This is a genomic window from Alkalibacterium olivapovliticus (assembly GCF_003003275.1).
GTDB lineage: Bacteria > Bacillota > Bacilli > Lactobacillales > Carnobacteriaceae_A > Alkalibacterium > Alkalibacterium olivapovliticum.
Genome location: NZ_PVTO01000002.1, coordinates 146,084 through 165,633, shown reverse-complemented (window position 1 = coordinate 165,633; position 19,550 = coordinate 146,084). Strand labels below are relative to the sequence as shown.

At 40.1% G+C, this 19,550-nt stretch carries 23 protein-coding genes; 22 read left to right on the top strand and 1 reads right to left on the bottom strand.

Annotation, left to right across the window (positions count from 1 at the left end):
- Positions 1-48 precede the first annotated feature (48 nt).
- The 3 genes from CLV38_RS01815 (at position 49) to CLV38_RS01805 (ending at position 2,976) form a co-directional block, all read left to right on the top strand.
- On the top strand, positions 49-315 hold the full coding sequence (locus CLV38_RS01815) for a phosphocarrier protein HPr (RefSeq protein WP_106190724.1): 267 nt from the start codon (positions 49-51) through the stop codon (positions 313-315).
- Entirely contained in the window at positions 315-2,036 is a 1,722-nt protein-coding gene (gene ptsP, locus CLV38_RS01810; protein ID WP_106190721.1) for a phosphoenolpyruvate--protein phosphotransferase, read from the top strand. The genes CLV38_RS01815 and ptsP overlap by 1 nt, the downstream gene beginning before the upstream one ends.
- Positions 2,037-2,106: 70 nt before the next feature.
- Positions 2,107-2,976, top strand: a complete 870-nt coding sequence (locus CLV38_RS01805; protein WP_281260030.1) for an NAD(P)-dependent oxidoreductase — start codon at positions 2,107-2,109, stop codon at positions 2,974-2,976.
- Positions 2,977-3,128: 152 nt separating this feature from the next.
- On the opposite strand, the gene CLV38_RS01800 is transcribed toward CLV38_RS01805, so the two are convergent.
- Positions 3,129-4,298 (bottom strand): aminotransferase class I/II-fold pyridoxal phosphate-dependent enzyme, encoded by a 1,170-nt coding sequence (locus tag CLV38_RS01800; RefSeq protein ID WP_342751963.1) that lies wholly within the window; start codon positions 4,296-4,298, stop codon positions 3,129-3,131.
- Between the two features lie 195 nt (positions 4,299-4,493).
- Between CLV38_RS01800 and CLV38_RS01795 the strand changes: the two genes are divergently transcribed.
- From CLV38_RS01795 to murG, 19 genes are all read left to right on the top strand, one after another.
- Positions 4,494-4,745 (top strand): YkuJ family protein, encoded by a 252-nt coding sequence (locus CLV38_RS01795; RefSeq protein ID WP_106190713.1) that lies wholly within the window; start codon positions 4,494-4,496, stop codon positions 4,743-4,745.
- A 92-nt stretch (positions 4,746-4,837) separates the two neighbouring features.
- The gene (locus tag CLV38_RS01790; protein ID WP_106190710.1) at positions 4,838-5,380 is read left to right on the top strand and encodes a YqeG family HAD IIIA-type phosphatase; all 543 of its coding nucleotides are present in this window, start codon (positions 4,838-4,840) and stop codon (positions 5,378-5,380) included.
- Positions 5,361-6,485 carry a ribosome biogenesis GTPase YqeH gene (yqeH, locus tag CLV38_RS01785; RefSeq protein ID WP_106190708.1) on the top strand — a complete coding sequence of 375 codons (1,125 nt, stop codon included), beginning with the start codon at positions 5,361-5,363 and terminating at the stop codon, positions 6,483-6,485. Before CLV38_RS01790 ends, yqeH begins: the two co-directional genes overlap by 20 nt.
- 18 nt (positions 6,486-6,503) lie before the next feature.
- Positions 6,504-6,818: a ribosome assembly RNA-binding protein YhbY gene (gene yhbY, locus CLV38_RS01780; RefSeq protein ID WP_106190706.1), complete on the top strand. Its 315-nt coding sequence runs from the start codon at positions 6,504-6,506 to the stop codon at positions 6,816-6,818.
- Between the two features lie 15 nt (positions 6,819-6,833).
- Positions 6,834-7,481, top strand: a complete 648-nt coding sequence (locus CLV38_RS01775; protein ID WP_106190703.1) for a nicotinate-nucleotide adenylyltransferase — start codon at positions 6,834-6,836, stop codon at positions 7,479-7,481.
- Positions 7,471-8,103 carry a bis(5'-nucleosyl)-tetraphosphatase (symmetrical) YqeK gene (gene yqeK, locus CLV38_RS01770; RefSeq protein WP_106190701.1) on the top strand — a complete coding sequence of 211 codons (633 nt, stop codon included), beginning with the start codon at positions 7,471-7,473 and terminating at the stop codon, positions 8,101-8,103. The genes CLV38_RS01775 and yqeK overlap by 11 nt, the downstream gene beginning before the upstream one ends.
- Positions 8,084-8,443 carry a ribosome silencing factor gene (rsfS, locus tag CLV38_RS01765; RefSeq protein ID WP_106190698.1) on the top strand — a complete coding sequence of 120 codons (360 nt, stop codon included), beginning with the start codon at positions 8,084-8,086 and terminating at the stop codon, positions 8,441-8,443. Before yqeK ends, rsfS begins: the two co-directional genes overlap by 20 nt.
- Positions 8,443-9,165: a class I SAM-dependent DNA methyltransferase gene (locus tag CLV38_RS01760; RefSeq protein ID WP_106190696.1), complete on the top strand. Its 723-nt coding sequence runs from the start codon at positions 8,443-8,445 to the stop codon at positions 9,163-9,165. The genes rsfS and CLV38_RS01760 overlap by 1 nt, the downstream gene beginning before the upstream one ends.
- 10 nt (positions 9,166-9,175) lie before the next feature.
- A complete protein-coding gene (locus tag CLV38_RS01755; RefSeq protein ID WP_106190693.1) occupies positions 9,176-10,381 on the top strand; it encodes a nucleotidyltransferase in 1,206 nt (401 codons plus the stop codon).
- Between the two features lie 106 nt (positions 10,382-10,487).
- The gene (locus CLV38_RS01750; protein ID WP_106190690.1) at positions 10,488-11,051 is read left to right on the top strand and encodes a YceD family protein; all 564 of its coding nucleotides are present in this window, start codon (positions 10,488-10,490) and stop codon (positions 11,049-11,051) included.
- Positions 11,052-11,096: 45 nt separating this feature from the next.
- Complete coding sequence (rpmF, locus tag CLV38_RS01745; protein WP_106190688.1) at positions 11,097-11,276, top strand: 50S ribosomal protein L32; 180 nt, start codon at positions 11,097-11,099, stop codon at positions 11,274-11,276.
- A gap of 110 nt (positions 11,277-11,386) precedes the next feature.
- The gene (locus tag CLV38_RS14165) at positions 11,387-11,770 is read left to right on the top strand and encodes a DUF3397 family protein (RefSeq protein WP_106190685.1); all 384 of its coding nucleotides are present in this window, start codon (positions 11,387-11,389) and stop codon (positions 11,768-11,770) included.
- 190 nt (positions 11,771-11,960) lie between these two features.
- Complete coding sequence (mraZ, locus tag CLV38_RS01735) at positions 11,961-12,392, top strand: division/cell wall cluster transcriptional repressor MraZ (RefSeq protein ID WP_106190683.1); 432 nt, start codon at positions 11,961-11,963, stop codon at positions 12,390-12,392.
- A 15-nt stretch (positions 12,393-12,407) separates the two neighbouring features.
- Positions 12,408-13,358, top strand: coding sequence for a 16S rRNA (cytosine(1402)-N(4))-methyltransferase RsmH (rsmH, locus tag CLV38_RS01730; protein WP_106190681.1), 951 nt, complete (start codon positions 12,408-12,410; stop codon positions 13,356-13,358).
- Positions 13,359-13,394: 36 nt separating this feature from the next.
- On the top strand, positions 13,395-13,775 hold the full coding sequence (gene ftsL, locus CLV38_RS01725; RefSeq protein WP_106190678.1) for a cell division protein FtsL: 381 nt from the start codon (positions 13,395-13,397) through the stop codon (positions 13,773-13,775).
- The gene (locus tag CLV38_RS01720; protein WP_106190675.1) at positions 13,772-15,922 is read left to right on the top strand and encodes a penicillin-binding transpeptidase domain-containing protein; all 2,151 of its coding nucleotides are present in this window, start codon (positions 13,772-13,774) and stop codon (positions 15,920-15,922) included. The genes ftsL and CLV38_RS01720 overlap by 4 nt, the downstream gene beginning before the upstream one ends.
- Positions 15,923-15,945: 23 nt before the next feature.
- Positions 15,946-16,908 (top strand): phospho-N-acetylmuramoyl-pentapeptide-transferase, encoded by a 963-nt coding sequence (mraY, locus tag CLV38_RS01715; RefSeq protein ID WP_106190673.1) that lies wholly within the window; start codon positions 15,946-15,948, stop codon positions 16,906-16,908.
- 94 nt (positions 16,909-17,002) lie between these two features.
- A complete protein-coding gene (gene murD / locus CLV38_RS01710; protein ID WP_106190672.1) occupies positions 17,003-18,388 on the top strand; it encodes a UDP-N-acetylmuramoyl-L-alanine--D-glutamate ligase in 1,386 nt (461 codons plus the stop codon).
- Between the two features lie 18 nt (positions 18,389-18,406).
- Positions 18,407-19,537 (top strand): undecaprenyldiphospho-muramoylpentapeptide beta-N-acetylglucosaminyltransferase, encoded by a 1,131-nt coding sequence (murG, locus tag CLV38_RS01705; protein ID WP_106190670.1) that lies wholly within the window; start codon positions 18,407-18,409, stop codon positions 19,535-19,537.
- Positions 19,538-19,550 lie beyond the last annotated feature (13 nt).

The following is a 19,550-nucleotide window of genomic DNA, read 5'->3' as shown; positions in this document are numbered from 1 at the left end:
CATTATTGTTTTCTACCATATTAACTTTTATCAAAAGGAGAATTCATAATGGAAAAAAGAGATTACAGCGTAACAGCAGAAACAGGAATTCACGCAAGACCAGCTACACTATTGGTGCAGACTGCAAGCAAATACAACTCAGATATTACACTGGAATATAAAGGTAAATCTGTTAACTTGAAATCAATCATGGGTGTTATGTCACTTGGTGTTGGTAAAGGTGCAGACGTTTCTATCACTGCTGAAGGCGCAGACGAAGCTGAAGCAATCGAAGGAATCGAACAGACTATTAAAAACGAGGGAATGGCTGAATAATGACCTCTAAAGTATCTGGAATTGCAGCGAGCGACGGAATTGCTCAAGCTAAGGCCTACTTACTTATCGAGCCAGACTTAACTGTTGAAAAAACTAGCGTTACAGATACAGATGTTGAAAAAAAGCGTCTGTCTAAAGCAATCGATGAATCTAAAGAACAGTTAGCTAAGATTCGTGCTATTGCAGCTGAATCATTAGGTGAAGAAGAAGCACAAGTATTTGATGCACATACCATGGTACTGTCAGACCCTGATCTGATTGACCAGACTCATGCCGTTATCGACAATGAAAAGGTTAACGCCGACTTTGCTTTTAAACAAGTAACGGATACATTTATTGCGATGTTTGAAGGCATGGAAGATAATGCGTATATGCAGGAACGTGCAGCAGATATCAGAGATGTCAGAAAACGTGTATTAGCGCGTTTACTGAATGTAACTCTTCCCTCACCAGCTACCATTGAAGAAGAAGTCATCATCATTGCTGAAGATTTGACACCTAGTGATACTGCACAGTTGAACAAAAAATATGTTAAAGCATTTGTAACTAACATTGGGGGAAGAACATCTCATTCTGCTATCATGGCACGGTCTCTTGAGATTCCTGCAATCGTTGGAACAAAGAACATTACTGAGCTCGTGACTGAAGAGGACTATTTAATTGTTGACGGTATAGAAGGAGAAGTATTCATCAATCCTTCAGAACAGGATACTGCAGCATTTAATAAAAAAGCTGAGGAATTTTCACAGTTAAAACAGGAATGGGATCGTCTGAAAGACGAACCAAGTGTTACTAAAGATGGTAAACATGTTGAATTGGCTGCCAATATTGGAACGCCCAAAGATTTAGAGGGTGTGAACAGTAATGGTGGAGAAGCTGTCGGGTTGTACCGTACAGAGTTCTTGTACATGGACTCAAGCGAGTTGCCTTCTGAAGATGATCAGTATGAAGCATATAAAAAAGTTCTTGAAGGAATGGGAGAAAGACCTGTAGTTGTTCGTACAATGGATATTGGTGGAGATAAAGAGCTGCCATATCTGGAACTGCCAAAGGAAATGAATCCTTTCCTGGGATACCGTGCTATTCGTGTCAGTCTGGATCAGGATGGTATTTTCAGGACGCAGTTAAGAGCTTTATTAAGAGCATCTGTTCACGGAACCCTACGTATCATGTTCCCGATGATTGCTACTTTACCTGAATTCAGAGAAGCAAAAGCGATACTGGAAGAAGAGAAAGCAAAATTGATCGAAGAAGGAACAGCTGTTTCTGATTCTATTCAAGTGGGGATCATGATCGAAATACCAGCAGCAGCGGTATTAGCTGATCAGTTCGCCAAAGAAGTAGATTTCTTCAGTATTGGAACAAATGACTTGATTCAATACACAATGGCTGCAGATCGTATGAATGAGAGAGTTTCCTATCTGTATCAACCATATAACCCATCTATTTTACGCCTGATCAAAGGTGTAATTGATGCTGCACATAACGAAGGCAAATGGGCTGGAATGTGTGGAGAAATGGCAGGCGATCAAATTGCCGTTCCATTACTTGTTGGTCTGGGACTGGATGAATTCTCAATGAGTGCGACAAGCATCCTTAAAACAAGAAGTTTACTGAAAACATTGGATTCAAACAAAATGAAAGAATTATCGGCCAAAGCTCTTTCGGAGTGTTCAACTTCAGAAGAAGTAGTTGACTTGGTCAATCAATACCTAGCTTAATATCAAACAGACTGGACTGGTAACTTAGGTTCAGTCTGTTTTTAATATATAAGCATATAATACGAGGAGGATCACTATGAAACGCGTCGGGTTTATAGGAACGGGTGTAATGGGTAGCTCTATCGTTGAGCATTTGCTTCAAAATGACTATGAAGTGACTGTCTTCAATCGGACAAAAAAGAAAACGGATCACTTGGTTCAATTGGGGGCTGAATGGAAAGAGTCGCCAAAAGAGGTAGCAAGGGACTCTGATGTGATCTTTACGATGGTTGGGTACCCTTCGGATGTGGAAGAAGTTTATTATGGTGAAAGAGGCGTATTTCAAAATGACATGAAAGGCAAAATTCTGATAGACTTGACTACGAGCACCCCCTCACTGGCTGAAAAGATATACAATACCGCCGCTGAAAAAGGGGGGAGTGCATTGGATGCTCCTGTTTCAGGGGGAGATTTAGGAGCCAGGAATGGGACCTTGACTATAATGGTCGGGGGAGACGAGCAGACATTCACTGAAGCTGAAAAAATCATGTCTCTTTTTTCGAAAACGCTCGAACGACATGGGCCTGCTGGTAGTGGACAGCATACTAAAATGGCCAACCAGATAATGGTAGCCGGTACAATGACTGGAATGACAGAAATGCTGGTCTATGCACAAAAAGCTGGACTGGATTTGGAAAAAGTCATCAGGACATTAAATGGTGGTGCTGCCGCTAACTGGTCTCTGGCTAATTACAGGCCGAGAATTTTAAAAGAAGAGTATTCTCCAGGATTCTTTGTAAAGCATTTCATAAAAGATTTGAAAATTGTTCTGGAAGAAGCAGAGAAAATGGCTATTGATTTGCCAGGAACTAAAAAAGCCAAAGCGCTATATGATCAACTTCAGGATAATGGATTTGAGAATGACGGAACCCAGGCCTTGATCAGGTTATGGTGGGAATGAAAAAGAGGTTGTGGAAATAGAATAGTTTAGCAAATTTTATACCCACATACACTAAAAAAATAATTAAAAAATGCATTCCCCACTATATTCCTATAAATAGGAAATGGAAAGGGAATGCATTTTTATTGGAGACTTTTGTCTCATCCTCTTTTTTATCTTTTACTGTTTACGTAATGGGTTATTCGATCCATAGCTTCAGTAATGTTTTCCAGACTGGCAGCATAACTTATTCTGACATACCCTTCTCCAGCTGCACCGAAAGCACTACCGGGAATGATGGCTACTTTTGTTTCTTTAGCTAGGGCGTAACAAAAGTCAAAACTAGTTTGAGCGAATGCTTCTGGAATTTTAGCAAATATATAGAAGGCGCCGGTTGGTTCAGCAATCTCAAAATCCAGGGACCGCAATGCTTTAATCACAACGTCTCTTCTTATCTGATACTGTTCCTTCATAGGAAGTGCGTCATCTTTACCAACCGTCAATGCCTCTATACCCGCGAACTGCGTAATACTGGAGGCGCTCGTGACGAGTGACTGGTGGGTTTTGACGATCTGCTCTGTGAGGTAACGAGGAGCAAATATCAGTCCCAATCTCCAGCCAGTCATGGCGTGTGACTTAGACAATCCATTAATGACGATGGTCTGTTCTCTCAAGTGCTCTCCAAGAGAAACGAATGGCTGATCATAAACGATTTCGCTATAAATTTCATCACTGATGGCAATTGTCTCAGGGTACTTTTCAAAGATAGTGGAAATGCGTTCAACAGTCTCTTTATTCCACGTCGTACCTGTAGGGTTATTCGGGTAATTGAAAATAACGGCCTTCAGGTTATCCCTATGTTCATGCATAGTGGCGTCCAAAACGTCAGGATCTACTATAAACCCACTATCCGATGTGTCAATGAATATGGGTTCGGCTTTTGCATAGCGGACTAGTGACTCATACAGTGAGAAAAAGGGAGATGGAATAATGACTTTATCTCCAGGATTAAGTAACGTTAATAAAACAGCAGCCAGTGCTTCGGTAGCACCAACCGTTGCGAGAATTTCGTCTTTCGGATCATAAGATAAATTGTATTTTTCTTTGACAAAATCGGCAGCAGCTTCTCTCAGCAGCATATAACCCGCGGTCTGGGTGTAAAATGAAAAATCATCATCTATGGCACGTTTGGCAGCTTCTTTAACGTGATAAGGCGTTGGGAAATCTGGTTGTCCCAAGGTAAGTCTGATTAAATCACCGAATTCAGACACTTGTTCGTCAAATTGTCTGATCTGCGAGATTTCAGATTTTAGTACTTCAGTATTGAAAAGCGATTTGCTCATAGTCATCATCCTTTTTTCGATTTGTTCCAGTTTATCATAAATTCTTAACAGATTTTAATAAAACTTCGCTTTTTTCTCTGTGAGTATACTAGGGCTCCTCTAATTTTCGAAACCCTAACACAATTACTGTAATTCGCGGTGAATTCTGGTAAAATAGGGAAGTAAAGATTAAAAGAAGCAGGAAGGGGAAAGCATATGAAACCATCCCAATTAATACCTATAATTCGTAGATTAGAAGCGATGCGTGAAGATCAGTCGGATGAGGTACAAGTACGCCGGTTTGAAAAAGATGGAAAAGAACAGTGTATCGTGCGTTATGATGCAAAATCAAAGATGTATGAACTGGAAGATCGCACAGCTCAGCAGACATATGAATTTGACAACATTGACTATGTTGCTGTAGAAATATTAGAACTTGTTCAACCTGCTACATCTACTGAAGATTAAGAAGTGCACAAAAGGAAGTGCTTTGTGTGCTTCCTTTTTTTTAGAATAGAACACCGGCTAATATATCAAGGCTCAGGGACAGGAGGAAGTGAATGCTAAAAAGCTTTAAACCGACATGGATGGTTGAATCCATATACCAGATATCGCCAGAACAGCTTAGACAGGAAAATATTAAAGCCGTTTTGACAGATTTGGATAATACATTGATAGCCTGGAATAATCCGCAGGCAACTGAAGAAACGATCGAGTGGATTGAGTTAATGAAGGAGAATAATATTAAAGTCATTATCCTTTCAAACAATACGAGAAAACGTGTAGGTAAAGTAGCCAGCATTTTAGAATTGGAGTTTGTTCCTAATGCAGTAAAGCCATTCCAGAGAGGGTTTAATAAAGCTCTGGATGAATTCGGTCTAAAAAAAGACGAAGTGCTGATGGTCGGAGATCAGATCATTACTGATATAAAAGGCGCTAATCATGCAGGGATCGCAAGTGTCCTTGTGAAACCTATCCTTGATTCAGATGCATGGAATACCCGTCTGAACCGGTTTGTTGAATTGAAGATAATGAATTATCTGATTAAAAAAAATCCCGATATGAAGTGGAGAGGGAGCTTACATGACAGAGAAACAACATGATGAAGCGTTGCAATGCATCGGATGCGGAGCAGTGCTTCAAGACATTGATGAAAAAAAATCAGGTTTTGCACCCGCAAAGACCCTGGAAAAAGCTGCAAATGAAGAAGCCGTCTACTGCAAGAGATGTTTTCGTCTAAGGCACTACAATGAAGTGCAGGATGTTGAACTGACAGATGCGGACTTTTTGAATATGCTGCATGAGCTGAGTCATAAAGATGCATTGATCGTTAATATGGTCGATATTTTTGATTTCAATGGAAGTATTATCTCGGGTATTCAGCGATTTGCTGGAAGTAATCCGTTAGTGATCGTGGGGAATAAAGTCGATTTACTGCCCAAATCACTAAAGCAATCAAAAATGAAGCAGTGGATTACTGAGCAAGCCCATTTAGTAGGGTTAAGACCAAAAAGTGTTTACCTGATCAGTGCGCTTGATAAAGAAGCAGTCAGTAATCTGATGACTGAACTTGAAAAAGAGAGAAAAGGGAAAGACATTTATATTGTCGGTACGACGAATGTGGGGAAATCGACACTTGTCAACCAGATTATCAGTATTGCAACAGATGAAGAAAATGTAGTGACAACGTCCTACTTCCCGGGCACAACATTAGGTAAAATTGAAATACCGTTAGATGACAAACGTGTGCTTGTCGATACCCCAGGAGTGATCCAGCCGGCACAATTGTCCTATTATCTGTCTCCTGAAGACATTAAGAAAGTCACACCGAAAAAAGAAATCAAGCCTAAAACGTATCAGCTGAATGAACAGCAGACCTTATTCCTTGGAGGGTTGGCAAGATTTGATTATTTAGCAGGAAGCGGTAATCAGTCTTTTGTGTCATATGTATCAAATGACATTTACATTCACCGTACTAAAACAGATAAAGCTGACGAGCTTTATGCGAATCAAAAAGGGGAATTGCTGTCTCCACCATCTCACAGCAGTGATCTGCAGGAATTAAGAAGAGTTGAATTTTCAACTTCTGGACCTGCTGATATCGTCTTCTCAGGATTAGGATGGATATCAGTCGACGAAGCGAATACTAAAATAGCGGCATGGGCACCTAAGGGTGTAGATGTACTAATGAGAAAAAGACTAATTTAATCTGGAAAGAGGGAAATTATGAAATTAACAGGTAAACAAAAGCGATTCTTAAGAGCTAGTGCTAATGAGATGTCACCACTTTTCCAAATAGGAAAAAATGGGTTGACGGTAGAAATGGTCAAAGAATTTGAAGAATCTTTAGAAAATAAAGAGCTGATGAAAGTTCAGCTGCTGCAAAACACTGAATGGACAACTGCTGAAGCAAAAGAATTTATTGAAGAACACTCTGACATCACTGTTGTTCAGACAATCGGGAAAGTACTGGTTCTCTTTATGCCGGCAGATGAAGAAAAGTATCAGTATTATTCCTCAAAACTACCTAAATCAAATTAAAGGCAGGTGTTTATAGTGAGTAACCTTGTTTCCAAGACAATTGAACCTGAACTGCTCACTGAAGCTGAGGTATTGCAAGCCAATCCATCTGAGAAAGTGGGTCTGTTAGGAGGGACGTTCAATCCTCCGCATATAGGCCATCTAATCATAGCCGAACATGTGAGGGATCAGCTTGGCCTTGAGAAGATTGTCTTTTTACCTTCACACACCCCCCCTCACAAGACTAAGAAAAACACGCTCGACTCTAAACATCGTGTTGCTATGCTGAAAGGTACCCTGGATGGGAATAGGCATTTTGAAATCGACTTGAGGGAGATTGAGCGTAAAGGAAAAAGCTACACTTATGATACCATTAAGCAGTTAAAAGAAACTGACCCGGATACAGAGTTCTATTTTATAATTGGTGCCGATATGGTTGAAGATCTGCCCAACTGGTATAAGATCGATGAGCTGGTTAAGCTGGTTCAATTTGTTGCTGTAAACAGACCAGGATACAGTAACATTACACATTATCCTGTTATCATGATCGATGTGCCTGATATTAACATCAGTTCCAGTCTGATAAGACAGAAAGTTGCAGATGGATGCTCCATCAGGTATCTAGTGACTTCAGAAACTGAGAAGTATATTGAAAGCGAAGGTCTTTATAAGAATGAAGAATAATAAACTTATTTACTCTCAAAATTACAGTGAACTTACAAGAAGTCAACTCATTGATATTATGGAGCAGACGCTTAGTAAGAGGCGGTTCAAACACATTTTAAGAGTTGAAAAAACGGCGCTCAAACTGGCGGAACGATATGAAGCAGATTATGAGAAGGTCAGCATCGCTGCACTTGCTCATGATTATGCGAAAGAAAAGCCGGATGAAGAAATGCGTGATCTTATTATCAGTGAGAATCTGGACCTGGACATGCTTCAATATGGAAGCAATATATGGCATGGACCTCTCGGAGCTGTACTAATGAAAAATGAATACAATATTGAAGATGATGAGATTTTAGAAGCAATCAGATACCATACGGTTGGTTCCCCGCGGATGAGCAAAGTGGCACAGATCATTTACGTCGCTGATTTTATAGAACCCAATCGGTCATTCAAGGGAGTAGAGGATGCTCGTGAACTGGCTGAAACTGATATAAAGAGTGCAGTCGCCTATATATCACGACACACGATAAGTAGTTTAGTTAAACGAAATACTAGAATATACCCCAAGTCTATTGAAACTTACAATGCCTGGGCTGTAAAAAACAAGGAGGACCAAGATGACTCGTTCGTCAATTGAAGTATTAGAATACGTAGTAAAAGCAGCAGATGCAAAATTTGCAGAAGATATTTTGGCACTGGATATGAAAGATGTATCGTTATTAGCGGATTATTTTGTCATTATGCACGCCAATAACAACCGACAATTAGATGCTATCGCCAAAGGCATACTTGATGCTGCAGGAGAAAATGGTCAGCCAATCAAGCGTATAGAAGGTAAAGATGATTCAAAATGGATATTGATCGATTTAGGGGATGTAATCATCCATCTGTTTAGTCAGGAAGAAAGAGATTTCTACAGACTCGAACGTCTATGGTCAGATGCTGAGCAAGTCGATGTCAGTGAATGGATCAGCTAATGAGTTATAATTGGTTTGCAAAAGTGTATGATCAGTTGATGGATGATACTCTGTACGATAATTGGCTGGATTATACGGTGAAAAATGTTCCAACGGATAAATCTCTGCTGGAACTGGGCTGTGGGACTGGGATACTGGGAATCATGTTGAAAGAAAAAGGGTATCCCATTACAGGCCTGGATCTTTCTGAAGAAATGCTCAGTCTCGCTTATGACAGGCAGCTGCAGAGTGATGTTGTGTTTCCATTAATTCAAAGGGACATGATGGATTTAAGTGATTTACCTGAGTATGACTCAGTCGTCTGTTACAGTGATGCTCTTTGCTATATGAAGGATAAAGAAGCGCTGTTGAAGGTGTTTAAAGAAGTCCATAGTGTTTTAAGCGCTGAAGGTGTCTTCTTGTTTGACGTGCACGCTCCTGCCCAAATAGATGTGTTCATGGACACCTCTTATCATGCTGAAGTGGATACTATTGTATTTCTTTGGGATAGTTATGAGGGAGAACACGATTTGTCAATTGAGCACCATTTGACTTTTTTTGTAGAAACTGAAGAAAATAAATATGAACGGTTTGAGGAAGTTCATAAAGAACGTACGTATCCTCTGGAAGACTATACCGATCTGCTTCAACTGGCCGGATTTGAATCGGTTAATGTAACGGGTGATTTCCAGGACAATTTACCTGCAGACAGCAGACGCTGGTTCTTTGAAGTGCGAAAATAGGGAGATAACCATGAAAATATGCGGTGTAATAGCTGAATACAATCCTTTTCATAATGGTCATTTATATCACCTTAAGGAAGCACGAAAACAAACAGGCGCTGATGTCATTATAGTAGTAATGAGCGGCAATTTCCTTCAGAGAGGGGAACCGGCTATTTCAGATAAATGGTCGAGAGCTAAAGTTGCTCTGCAAAATGGAGCTGATATCGTTATTGAGCTTCCTGTGGATTTCAGTGTACAGCCGGCAGACTATTTTGCTGAAGGAGCTGTTTCAATACTGAACAGCCTCAATTGTGATGTGCTGTGTTTTGGGAGTGAGGATGGCGATAGTCAAGCCTTTGAAAAAGCAGCCGATCTGTATGTTAAACATGAAAGTGAATTGGATAAATTGTTTAAAACGACTCACCAGAAGAATCAGACATATGCACATAACTTTAATGAGGTACTTAGCACTTACTTCAGTAATTTCCCATTGGATCTTTCATTACCTAATAATATACTCGGCTTCGCTTATGCAAAGGAAATCAGAAAACATAAGTATCCTATGGCAATCAAAACGGTATCACGCTTAAACAGTCAGTATCATGACAGGGATCTTGATTCTCAGCAGTCTATTGCCAGTGCCACAGCCATTCGGGCAGCCTTAATCAAACAGGACAGCACTGTGCAGGAACTGAAGCGATTCGCTCCAGCAGGGACGATAGACTCTCTTGAGAGCCGTCCAGTAGTGTCATGGAATGATTTCTTTCCCTATTTAAATTATCAGATTACACTGTTGCCCACCGAAGAGCTCAGGAATATGTATATGATGGAAACAGGTCTGGAATACCGGTTCAAAGAAAAAATAAGTACGGCATTTAATATGGAAGAACTGCTTGAGAAAGTGAAGACAAAACAGTTGACCTGGGTCAGTCTGCAGCGGATATGTTTTCATATACTGATGAATAACTCCAGGGAAAGCATGTCTGTTAGAATGGGTAAAATCGATGCGGTCAGGTTATTGGGGTTCACCAGCGCAGGACAAGCCTATATCAACCAGTCCAAAAGTAAATTTACTGTGCAGTTGATATCAAATGTAAATAAGAAAACAGCAACTATGCTGGCTCAAGATATCAGAGCTGGAAATCTATACCGGCTGGCGGAAAAAAGCAGAATTGATGATCAAGACTTTTATACAAAACCTATTAATTTTATTGACATTAAAGACTTAAACTAGTATAATTATTTTTGTTGTCCAAGTATCAGGATGAACCTTTGGTTTATGAGCAGTTACTCTGATGAAAGTCAGCAGAAATTACCGACAAACACTGAGGTGAAAGTCAATGAAAACCAAATGGGCACTAAACGAATTAAAAAAATATCAGGATCATCCACTACAATTGGATGGATCGGTTGATTTTGAACAGTCATTGAAAAATAGAGATAAAGAAATTCTTTCAGTGGAGTCTATTCAAGTAAAAGGATCGCTTGCAAACGAAAAAAATGAAGTGTTTTACGTTGATTTGGTACTTACCGCTTTATTAACGCTTCCTTCATCCCGTTCGCTGGAACCTGTCGATGTTACATTGACCATTCCTTTTTCTGAAATTTACTTACCACAGGATTCACCAGTTTCTATTGAATCATTCACAGAGGGTGAAATAGTCGAAGAATTGACTACTGACACTCTTGACTTACAGAAACCAATCGAAGATGCTATTTTAACTAATAAACCTACTCAGGTTTATACTGAAGAAGAACGTCAGTCAGATACAATGCCTAGTGGTAAGGACTGGGATGTTCTAGGCGAAGAACAATATCACAATCAGCCACATAGTGGAAACGATAGTGAAGGAGACCCTAGATTTGCTGCATTGAAAGATCTTTTTAAAGATAAAGATGAGTAGAATTTGAATCTAGAAATGAAACCTTTTAAGGAGGTGTGTTGGAAAATGGCAGTACCTAAAAGAAGAACATCTACTAGCAGAAAAGCAAAAAGACGTACTCATATCAAATTGGATCTTCCAAACATGAGCGATTGTCCAAATTGTGGTGAAGTTAAACGTAACCACCATGTATGCTCATCTTGCGGATTTTACGCAGGCAAAGAGGTTATTAGTAAAGACGCATAATCTTTATCACTAATTTCAGATAAGAATAGAAGAGTATAGGAAAAAGCGTTTATGAGAATACTCATGAGCGCTTTTTCTGATATCGTCTTCAATCAATCTAATGAGGGGAAGTGAGCGCTATAGGTTCTGTGACAATTGATACATCGTTGATTCTTTTTTATATCTCGCCATTTGCAGTACTTTTTTTCTCGAGAAGATTAAATGCGCAGTTCAAACTAGTCAGTATCCCGATTAAGGTAGTCGATTTGTTGATACCCTATCTCGTCATACTTATTTATGCGTTTGGAAGAATGGTACTGCAGTTCAACATTGTTCCCTACATTATAATCCTTGTTTCTGTTCTGGGTATTGCATTAGTTACACAACAGACATTTGTTAAGCGCTCTTTGAGCGTTTATCTCTTTTTCAGGTTGTGGTGGAGATATGTCTTTCTCATCTTAATGGTCACACATGTAGCTGTTGGCCTCATAGCTCTTTATCAGATAACTGTGTAGTGTCTTCATACTACCTCAATAAAGCTCCAATCAGTAGGGATGCCCTGCTGATGGGGCTTTTTTTATTTTGTCTAAAATGAAAGGGATTTTATGCTCAGATTACAATTGTGTATTTTTTTTTAAATGAGGTGGTGGAAAGTGGGGCATTGTGGTAGACTTAGCCTTATAAGTGGGGAGAGGGGGTAATGAAATGTTATTAGGCGAATACAAGCACAATGTCGATGCGAAAGGTCGTTTGATAATTCCATCCAAATTCCGAGAGGATCTGGGGGAACGTTTCATTGTTACCCGGGGCTTAGATGGGTGTTTATTTGGCTATCCTATGGCTGAATGGACTACTTTGGAGTCTAAGCTGAAACAATTGCCACTTGCAAAAAAAGAATCAAGAGCATTTACGCGGTTTTTATACTCCGCAGCTACTGAATGTTCATTAGATAAGCAAGGACGCATTAATCTCCCTAATCCTTTGATAAATCATGCTTCACTGGAAAAAGCCTGCTACGTAATTGGTGTTTCAGATAGGATAGAAATCTGGAGCGAAGAAAGATGGGATGCTTTTTCTCAAGAAGCCAATGAATCGTTTGAAGAGATTGCTGAGGTAATGATCGATTTTGGGTTTTAATAATGGGGGATCAACATGACAGAATTTAAACACGATACAGTATTACTTAAAGAAACAGTTGAGGGACTAAATATAAAGCCTGACGGAATATATGTGGATTGCACACTAGGTGGGGCCGGTCACACTCGTTTGATTTTAGACCAGTTAAATGACCAGGGTCACTTATTTGCTTTTGATCAGGATCAGACGGCTATCGCACATGCTGAAGATGTATTAAGTGATGAGATCAGCCAGGGGAAAATTACATTTATTCACTCGAATTTCAGAAATATTAAAGCAGCACTTGAAGCTAAAGGCGTAAACAAAGTTGACGGCATTCTGTACGATTTGGGTGTATCGTCTCCACAGTTAGATGTGACGGAAAGAGGTTTTAGTTACCATAATGATGCTCAACTGGACATGAGAATGGATCAGACACAAGAGTTGACGGCTCATGAGATTGTCAACCATTGGGACTTTAATGATCTAGTCAGGATATTTTTCAGATATGGAGAAGAAAAATTTTCTAAACAGATTGCCCGTAAAATAGAAGCAGCGCGCGAAGAAAGAACAATTAATACCACACAGGAACTCGTAGATATTATTAAAGAGGGGATACCTGCTCCTGCACGAAGAAAAGGAGGGCATCCTGCAAAACGCATCTTTCAGGCTCTCAGGATTGCTGTGAATGATGAATTAGGCTCCCTGGAGGACTCGCTTGAAGCCGCTGTAGAGGTGTTGAATATAAACGGACGAATCAGCATCATTACCTTCCATTCACTTGAAGACAGGATCGTCAAGCAACTGTTCAAAGGGTATTCGAAGATGCCGGACTTGCCACGTGGGTTACCGGTGATTCCTGATCACGAACAGCCAAAATTGAAACTGATCAATAAAAAACCGATTATTCCATCAGAAGAAGAGTTGTCAGAGAATAATCGTGCGCGAAGTGCCAAATTAAGAATTGCAGAAAAACAAACGGATTAATTACTAGAGAAAATTTAGAAAGGAGAAGTGAGTGCAATGATGAATGATAACCTTGCCAGACAACCGGAAACCGAACACCAGCCACTAGTGCAGCCACAACCACAACAGGAACCGAAAAAAGTACATAAACTAAATCCTCAGACAAAAGGTGTTACGCGACTTGAATCAGCTGTTATGAGCTTTTTTGGTATAATCTTATTTGGACTGGCAGTTGCTCATATCGCATTATCTATGCAGGTGTCAACAGTCAATCGATCTATTCAGGACGTTCAGTCGCAGTCTGTCGTTACTCAGATCGAAAATGAGAATTACGAGCAGAAAGTTCAGGAACTGTCTAGATATGACAGAGTTTACTCTATTGCAAATGATTTTGATCTGGAAATGAATGAAGACCAAATCAGGAATGTATTCAGATGAAGCAGTTTAAAAGAAAAGTCAGAGAAAACAGTCCGTTCAGAAACAGAAAATCGATAGCTGTTTTCATGTATGTTCTATGCTTTGTTCTCTTCTGTTCATTGTTTTTCAGGTTTACCTGGATAATGGTAAGGGGAGAAGTGAATGGTGAAGATCTTCGTCTTAACGTAGAGAGACTGTACACTAGAAATAATGTGCTTCAGGCCCGAAGAGGGACTATATATGACAGAAATGGGAATCCAATTGCTTCGGATGCAACTACATACAAAATGGTAGCTGTTTTAACTGATGAATGGTCTACACCGAACAGACCACAGCATGTTGAAGATCCGAGAACTGTTTCTCAAGTCTTATCCAGACATATAGCTATGGGAGAAGAAGATATCTATAATCGGTTGATTCTTGATAATAAACAGGTGGAGTTTGGTAATGCAGGCACGAATTTAACATATGAAACGATGAGTGCCATCGAAAATGAACTGACAGAAGCTGAGTTGACTGGGATCACTTTCGAGGAAAGTAGAAGCAGACTTTATCCTAATGGGACTTTTGCCTCTCACACTATCGGTTTGGCGCAAAAAAATGATGAAGAAGATAATGAGGTTCAAGGTGTATTAGGTATCGAAAGACAATTTGACGATCTTTTAAGTGGAGAAAACGGCTGGATAAGAAATCAGCGCGACCGTTTCGGTTACATCATTCCTGATCAGGAAGTAGAAGAAGTCCTGCCGGAGGATGGTGAAGATATTACACTGACAATCGACCGCCGAATTCAAATATTTTTAGAAAGCATAGTTGAAGAAGTTAATCAGGAACATAATCCAGAGTATATAACGGCTAACCTTATGAATGCTAAGACAGGTGAAATTTTAGCCACTTCACAGCGTCCAACTTTCAACGCAACAACCAAGGAAGGAATAGATCAATCCTGGCAGAATCTGCTCGTCGAGTATACTTTCGAACCTGGTTCAACGTTCAAAGTAATGACTTTGGCTGCATCGATTCAGGAAGGAACTTTCCATCCTAATGACTACTACAAATCAGGTCAGATTCAAGTGGGCGGCGGAACAGTTAGAGATGTCAGACGAGAAGGCTGGGGAACGATCAGCCATCTGGAAGGTTTGGCACGTTCCAGTAATGTCTCCTTTGTTCATCAAGTTGAAGAAATGGGGCATGACACCTGGAAAACGTATTTGGACAACTATGGTTTTGGAACGCGGACTGGTATTGAACTGCCGAGTGAAGCCAGCGGGAGCAATCCATACGAATGGCCCCTTCAAAAAATAAACACAGCTTTTGGACAAGGGATAGCCGTTACGCCGATTCAAATGCTTAAAGCTTTCTCAGCTGTTACGAATGGCGGAGTGATGGTCGACCCACACCTTGTTATGAATGGAGAAGAGGGACAAGCAGATGAAACGTCACAGGTCTTAACACCTGAAACTGCTGAACAAACTTTACATTATTTGAAAGAAACAGTATACAATGAAAATGGAACGGCGAGAGGCTATGACATTGATGGATTTGAGATAGCTGCTAAGACAGGGACAGCTCAAATTTCGGATCCAGACACTGGAAGATACTTGACTGGTGCTGAAAACCATGTCTTCTCAGTTGTAGGAATGGCTCCTGCGGATGATCCGGAACTGATTTTTTATGTGACGGTTCAGCAACCTGAATTGAATACTATTACTCATGGGAGTCAGGCAGTACAGAAAATATTCAATCCCGTTATGAAACGCGCATTGGAGTACTATTCTGCTGAAGATACGTCCTTAGATGAAACTGAGTTAGAACAGACTAAAATGAGCAGTTATATCGATGAAAATACGCAGTCTGCTCTAGCGGAGTTAAGTGATGCATTTGTTGAACATAGTATTATAGGGACTGGCGACCGGATTGTTCAGCAGTCCCCAGCTGTGGACTCTCAAATCGATGAATCTCAAAGAATTCTGCTTCTGACAAACGGGGCTATGACACTACCCGACCTGACCGGCTGGTCCAGAAATGATTTGTTGAGGCTGGCAGAACTGACTGGTGTAAATTTGTCCATTAATGGTGAAGGATTTGTGACAGAGCAAAGTTTAACTGCCGGGTCGTTTATTGAAACGGGAACTGAAATAGTGGTACAATTAGCATCGAATCAATAAAGACTTAGGAGTGGACATAAAAAGTGGAGAGTGTAAGTTTAATACTGCCGTTGATCATCAGTAGTGTAATCGCAGTTGTTTTAATGCCGGCAGTAATCAATTATTTCAAAAAGAAACAGTTAGGTCAGACAACTAGAGAAGAAGGACCGTCCTGGCATGAAGCTAAATCAGGGACCCCAACTATGGGCGGAGTTTCAATACTGATATCCGTGGTGGCGACATCATTAGTGTTCAGTTTGATTTATGATGTAAATCTTGGGCTGAATGCACTACTGGTTTTCATTTTTCTAGTATTTGCAGTAATTGGATTCGTTGATGATTATATCAAAGTAGTTATGAAACGAAATCTGGGACTCACAAGCCTACAGAAATTACTTGCTCAAATAGCAGGGGCTATTCTGTTCTACCTAGGCGTTAACAGCCTTATTTCAGTAAATGTAATCCAGCTGCCTTTTGGTATCAGCATAGATCTTGGATTGATTTACGGTTTATTCGTTCTATTCTGGCTTGTTGGGTTTTCGAATGCAACAAACCTGACAGATGGAATAGATGGGCTCCTTGCAACCACTGGAACCATTGCATATATTACTTATACACTCATTGCAGTGTGGCAGAACCAGTGGGAAGTAGCATTGTTCACTGTATCTATAGTAGGTGCGCTGATTGGATTCTTTCTTTTCAACAAAAAACCAGCTAAAATCTTTATGGGCGATGTTGGTTCTCTGGCTTTAGGAGCAGGATTGGCCGGGACGTCGATCATTTTAAATCAGGAGTGGACACTCCTGTTGATCGGTCTGATATTCGTTATCGAAACAGCAAGCGTCATGCTTCAAGTAACATCTTTCAAAACAAGAGGAAAACGAATTTTCAAAATGAGTCCAATCCATCATCACTTTGAAATGAGTGGATGGGGAGAATGGAAAATTGTCATTATCTTTTCCGCAATCACGTTGATTATGAGTGTAGTAGCGTTAATTATGATTTGAATGCTGGAACTGGTAGTAGATTTCTACTTCCAGTTTTTTTACATTCAGTGTAAAATCAGTACGGGTGACTAACTTTTGAATGAGGAGTAGTTTAATGACTATAAGAGATGACTATAAAAACAAGAACATATTAGTATTGGGACTGGCAGTCAGTGGATACAGTGCAGCCAAAGTTCTGCATCAATTAGGGGCATCTGTCATTGTAAATGACTATAAACATCTAAAAGACAATAAAGAAGCAGATGAATTGTCATCCTTGGGAATCAAGGTCGTGACCGGGGGACACCCTTTAAGTTTACTGGACGATACGCCTGACATGATCGTTAAAAATCCTGGCATTCCGTACTCCAATCCTTTGCTCGTGGAGGCATTGAAAAGAGGAATACCGATCATTACTGATGTTGAGATCGCGTATACGATCAGCGAGTCCCCTATAGTAGCCATCACAGGCACAAATGGCAAAACAACCACTACAAAAATGATTGAGTCATTGTTAAAAGCTGATTATGAAAACGGCCATATTTATTCAGTCGGCAATATTGGAACGCCAGCGGCGAGTGTAGCTTTAAATTCCGGTACAGAAGACACTCTAATCATGGAGGTATCAAGTTTTCAGTTGATGGGGACTTCTGAGTTTAAGCCGAAAATAGCTGTCATAACTAATATTCACTCAGCTCACTTGGACTACCATGGATCTCGAAATGAGTATGTAATGGCTAAAATGAACATAACCAAAAAGCAGACAAAAGAAGATTATCTAATTTATAATCACGATCAGTTCGAACTGACTGAACTGGTTACAAGTGAAAGCAAAGCCACATTTATTCCTTTTTCCAGAAAAAAACGGCTGGATAAAGGCGTTTATTTAGATAATGGCACCATTTACTTCAATAATGAAAAAGTAATGGATAGCGCATCTATCATTATGCCGGGCAAGCATAATCTGGAAAATGCACTGGCTGCCATCGCTGTAGCCAAACTTTATAAAGTAAGCAACGAGGCAATCGAGAAAGTATTTAGTAAATTTAACGGTGTTCCTCATCGACTGCAGTTTGTCGACGAGTTCAATCATCGCAAGTTTTATAACGATTCTAAAGCAACCAATTCATTAGCAGCAATAAATGCTTTGGAAGGTTTTAATCAAAAAGTGATTTTACTGGCAGGTGGACTGGATCGTGGTGATAGCTTTGAAGACCTTATTCCTGCTTTTAGAAAGCATGTAAAGTACTTATTTACATTTGGAGAGACTGCTCAGAAATTGTCTGAGGTAGGAGCTGAAGCAGGTGTTGAGATGGCCACTGCTTATGACAAGCTGTCTGACGCCGTAGCAAAGGCTTATTTAGAAAGTAAAGAAGGAGACATTGTTCTCCTGTCTCCTTCTTGCGCAAGCTGGGATGCTTATTCCAATTTCGAGGCTAGAGGACAGGACTTTATAGATAATGTTGAATTGATCAAAAAAGGCTATTTAAAAGGAGAGTAAGCACTAGGTGCGTTTTTTATGAGGATATTAGTAACCGGCGGAGGAACTGGGGGACATATTTACCCGGCTTTAGCCCTGATCAAAAGAATAAAAGAATTGCACTCTGATGCTGAATTCTTGTATGTTGGGACGTTCAGGGGATTGGAAAGTACTATTGTACCTGAGCAGTCGATCAATTTTGAGCCCTTAAAAGTTGAAGGGTTTAAAAGAAGTTTAAATATGCAGGGGATCGTTTATAATGTTAAAACGGTCGGCTATTTTATCAAAGCTATCAGAAAGTCAAAGAAAATAATTAAAGAATTCGAACCAGATGTCGTTATAGGAACTGGTGGGTATGTGAGTGCACCTGTCTGCTATGCCGCAGCAAAAAGTCATATTCCGACAATTATTCATGAACAAAATAGTGTAGCTGGAATCACGAATAAGTTTTTGGCTAAATATGTTTCTGCCATCGCTATCTGTTTTGAAGATGCCCGGGCACAATTTCAGGGACATGAGGAGAAGGTTCATTTTACAGGTAATCCTAGAGCGCAGGAAGTGGCCTATATAGAAAAAAACAGCAGTTTAACAGAGTATGGTCTAAAGGCTGAAACACCTACAGTTCTTATATTTGGAGGCAGCAGAGGCGCATATGCTATTAACGAAGCAGTGATTAAAAACGGGAAAGCTCTGGAGCAAGGGGATTATCAGGTGCTGTTTGTAACGGGCAGAGACCACTATGAATCAATACTAAGCAAATGGAAAGAAATGAATGGGGAGCTAAGCGAGCAGTCATCGGTCAAAGTGGTTCCTTATATTGATGATTTACCCAATGTTTTTGCATCAGTATCATTAGTTGTATCTAGAAGTGGAGCTACAACTTTAGCGGAGTTGACATCGTTGGGGGTCCCAAGTATATTGATTCCCAGTCCGAATGTCACTGAGGATCACCAGACACGCAATGCCAGAAGCCTCTCGGACGCAGATGCAGCAGTATTGATAAAAGAGACTGAGTTGAATGGGCAGATGTTCATCGATAGTATCAATAAACTGATGACAGATGAGTCAAAAAGAAGCATAATGACTCGGAACGCTAAAGCCTTAGGGGTTCCAGATGCTTCTGACAGACTAATTCATCTTATGTTAGAGCTGATAAGTAAAGAGGATTGAAATAGGAGAAGTG

Excerpts from the sequence above, each read along its gene's own strand:
- CLV38_RS01790 (WP_106190710.1), top strand. The coding sequence starts at position 4,838 with ATGCTAAAAAGCTTTAAACCGACATGGATGGTTGAATCCATATACCAG.
- murD (WP_106190672.1), top strand. The coding sequence starts at position 17,003 with ATGACTATAAGAGATGACTATAAAAACAAGAACATATTAGTATTGGGA.
- CLV38_RS01720 (WP_106190675.1), top strand. The coding sequence starts at position 13,772 with ATGAAGCAGTTTAAAAGAAAAGTCAGAGAAAACAGTCCGTTCAGAAAC.
- yqeH (WP_106190708.1), top strand. The coding sequence starts at position 5,361 with ATGACAGAGAAACAACATGATGAAGCGTTGCAATGCATCGGATGCGGA.
- rpmF (WP_106190688.1), top strand. The coding sequence starts at position 11,097 with ATGGCAGTACCTAAAAGAAGAACATCTACTAGCAGAAAAGCAAAAAGA.
- rsmH (WP_106190681.1), top strand. The coding sequence starts at position 12,408 with ATGACAGAATTTAAACACGATACAGTATTACTTAAAGAAACAGTTGAG.
- ptsP (WP_106190721.1), top strand. The coding sequence starts at position 315 with ATGACCTCTAAAGTATCTGGAATTGCAGCGAGCGACGGAATTGCTCAA.
- yhbY (WP_106190706.1), top strand. The coding sequence starts at position 6,504 with ATGAAATTAACAGGTAAACAAAAGCGATTCTTAAGAGCTAGTGCTAAT.
- CLV38_RS01795 (WP_106190713.1), top strand. The coding sequence starts at position 4,494 with ATGAAACCATCCCAATTAATACCTATAATTCGTAGATTAGAAGCGATG.
- ftsL (WP_106190678.1), top strand. The coding sequence starts at position 13,395 with ATGATGAATGATAACCTTGCCAGACAACCGGAAACCGAACACCAGCCA.
- CLV38_RS01755 (WP_106190693.1), top strand. The coding sequence starts at position 9,176 with ATGAAAATATGCGGTGTAATAGCTGAATACAATCCTTTTCATAATGGT.
- CLV38_RS01800 (WP_342751963.1), bottom strand. The coding sequence starts at position 4,298 with ATGAGCAAATCGCTTTTCAATACTGAAGTACTAAAATCTGAAATCTCG.
- yqeK (WP_106190701.1), top strand. The coding sequence starts at position 7,471 with ATGAAGAATAATAAACTTATTTACTCTCAAAATTACAGTGAACTTACA.
- rsfS (WP_106190698.1), top strand. The coding sequence starts at position 8,084 with ATGACTCGTTCGTCAATTGAAGTATTAGAATACGTAGTAAAAGCAGCA.
- mraZ (WP_106190683.1), top strand. The coding sequence starts at position 11,961 with ATGTTATTAGGCGAATACAAGCACAATGTCGATGCGAAAGGTCGTTTG.
- CLV38_RS01760 (WP_106190696.1), top strand. The coding sequence starts at position 8,443 with ATGAGTTATAATTGGTTTGCAAAAGTGTATGATCAGTTGATGGATGAT.
- murG (WP_106190670.1), top strand. The coding sequence starts at position 18,407 with ATGAGGATATTAGTAACCGGCGGAGGAACTGGGGGACATATTTACCCG.
- CLV38_RS01750 (WP_106190690.1), top strand. The coding sequence starts at position 10,488 with ATGAAAACCAAATGGGCACTAAACGAATTAAAAAAATATCAGGATCAT.
- CLV38_RS01815 (WP_106190724.1), top strand. The coding sequence starts at position 49 with ATGGAAAAAAGAGATTACAGCGTAACAGCAGAAACAGGAATTCACGCA.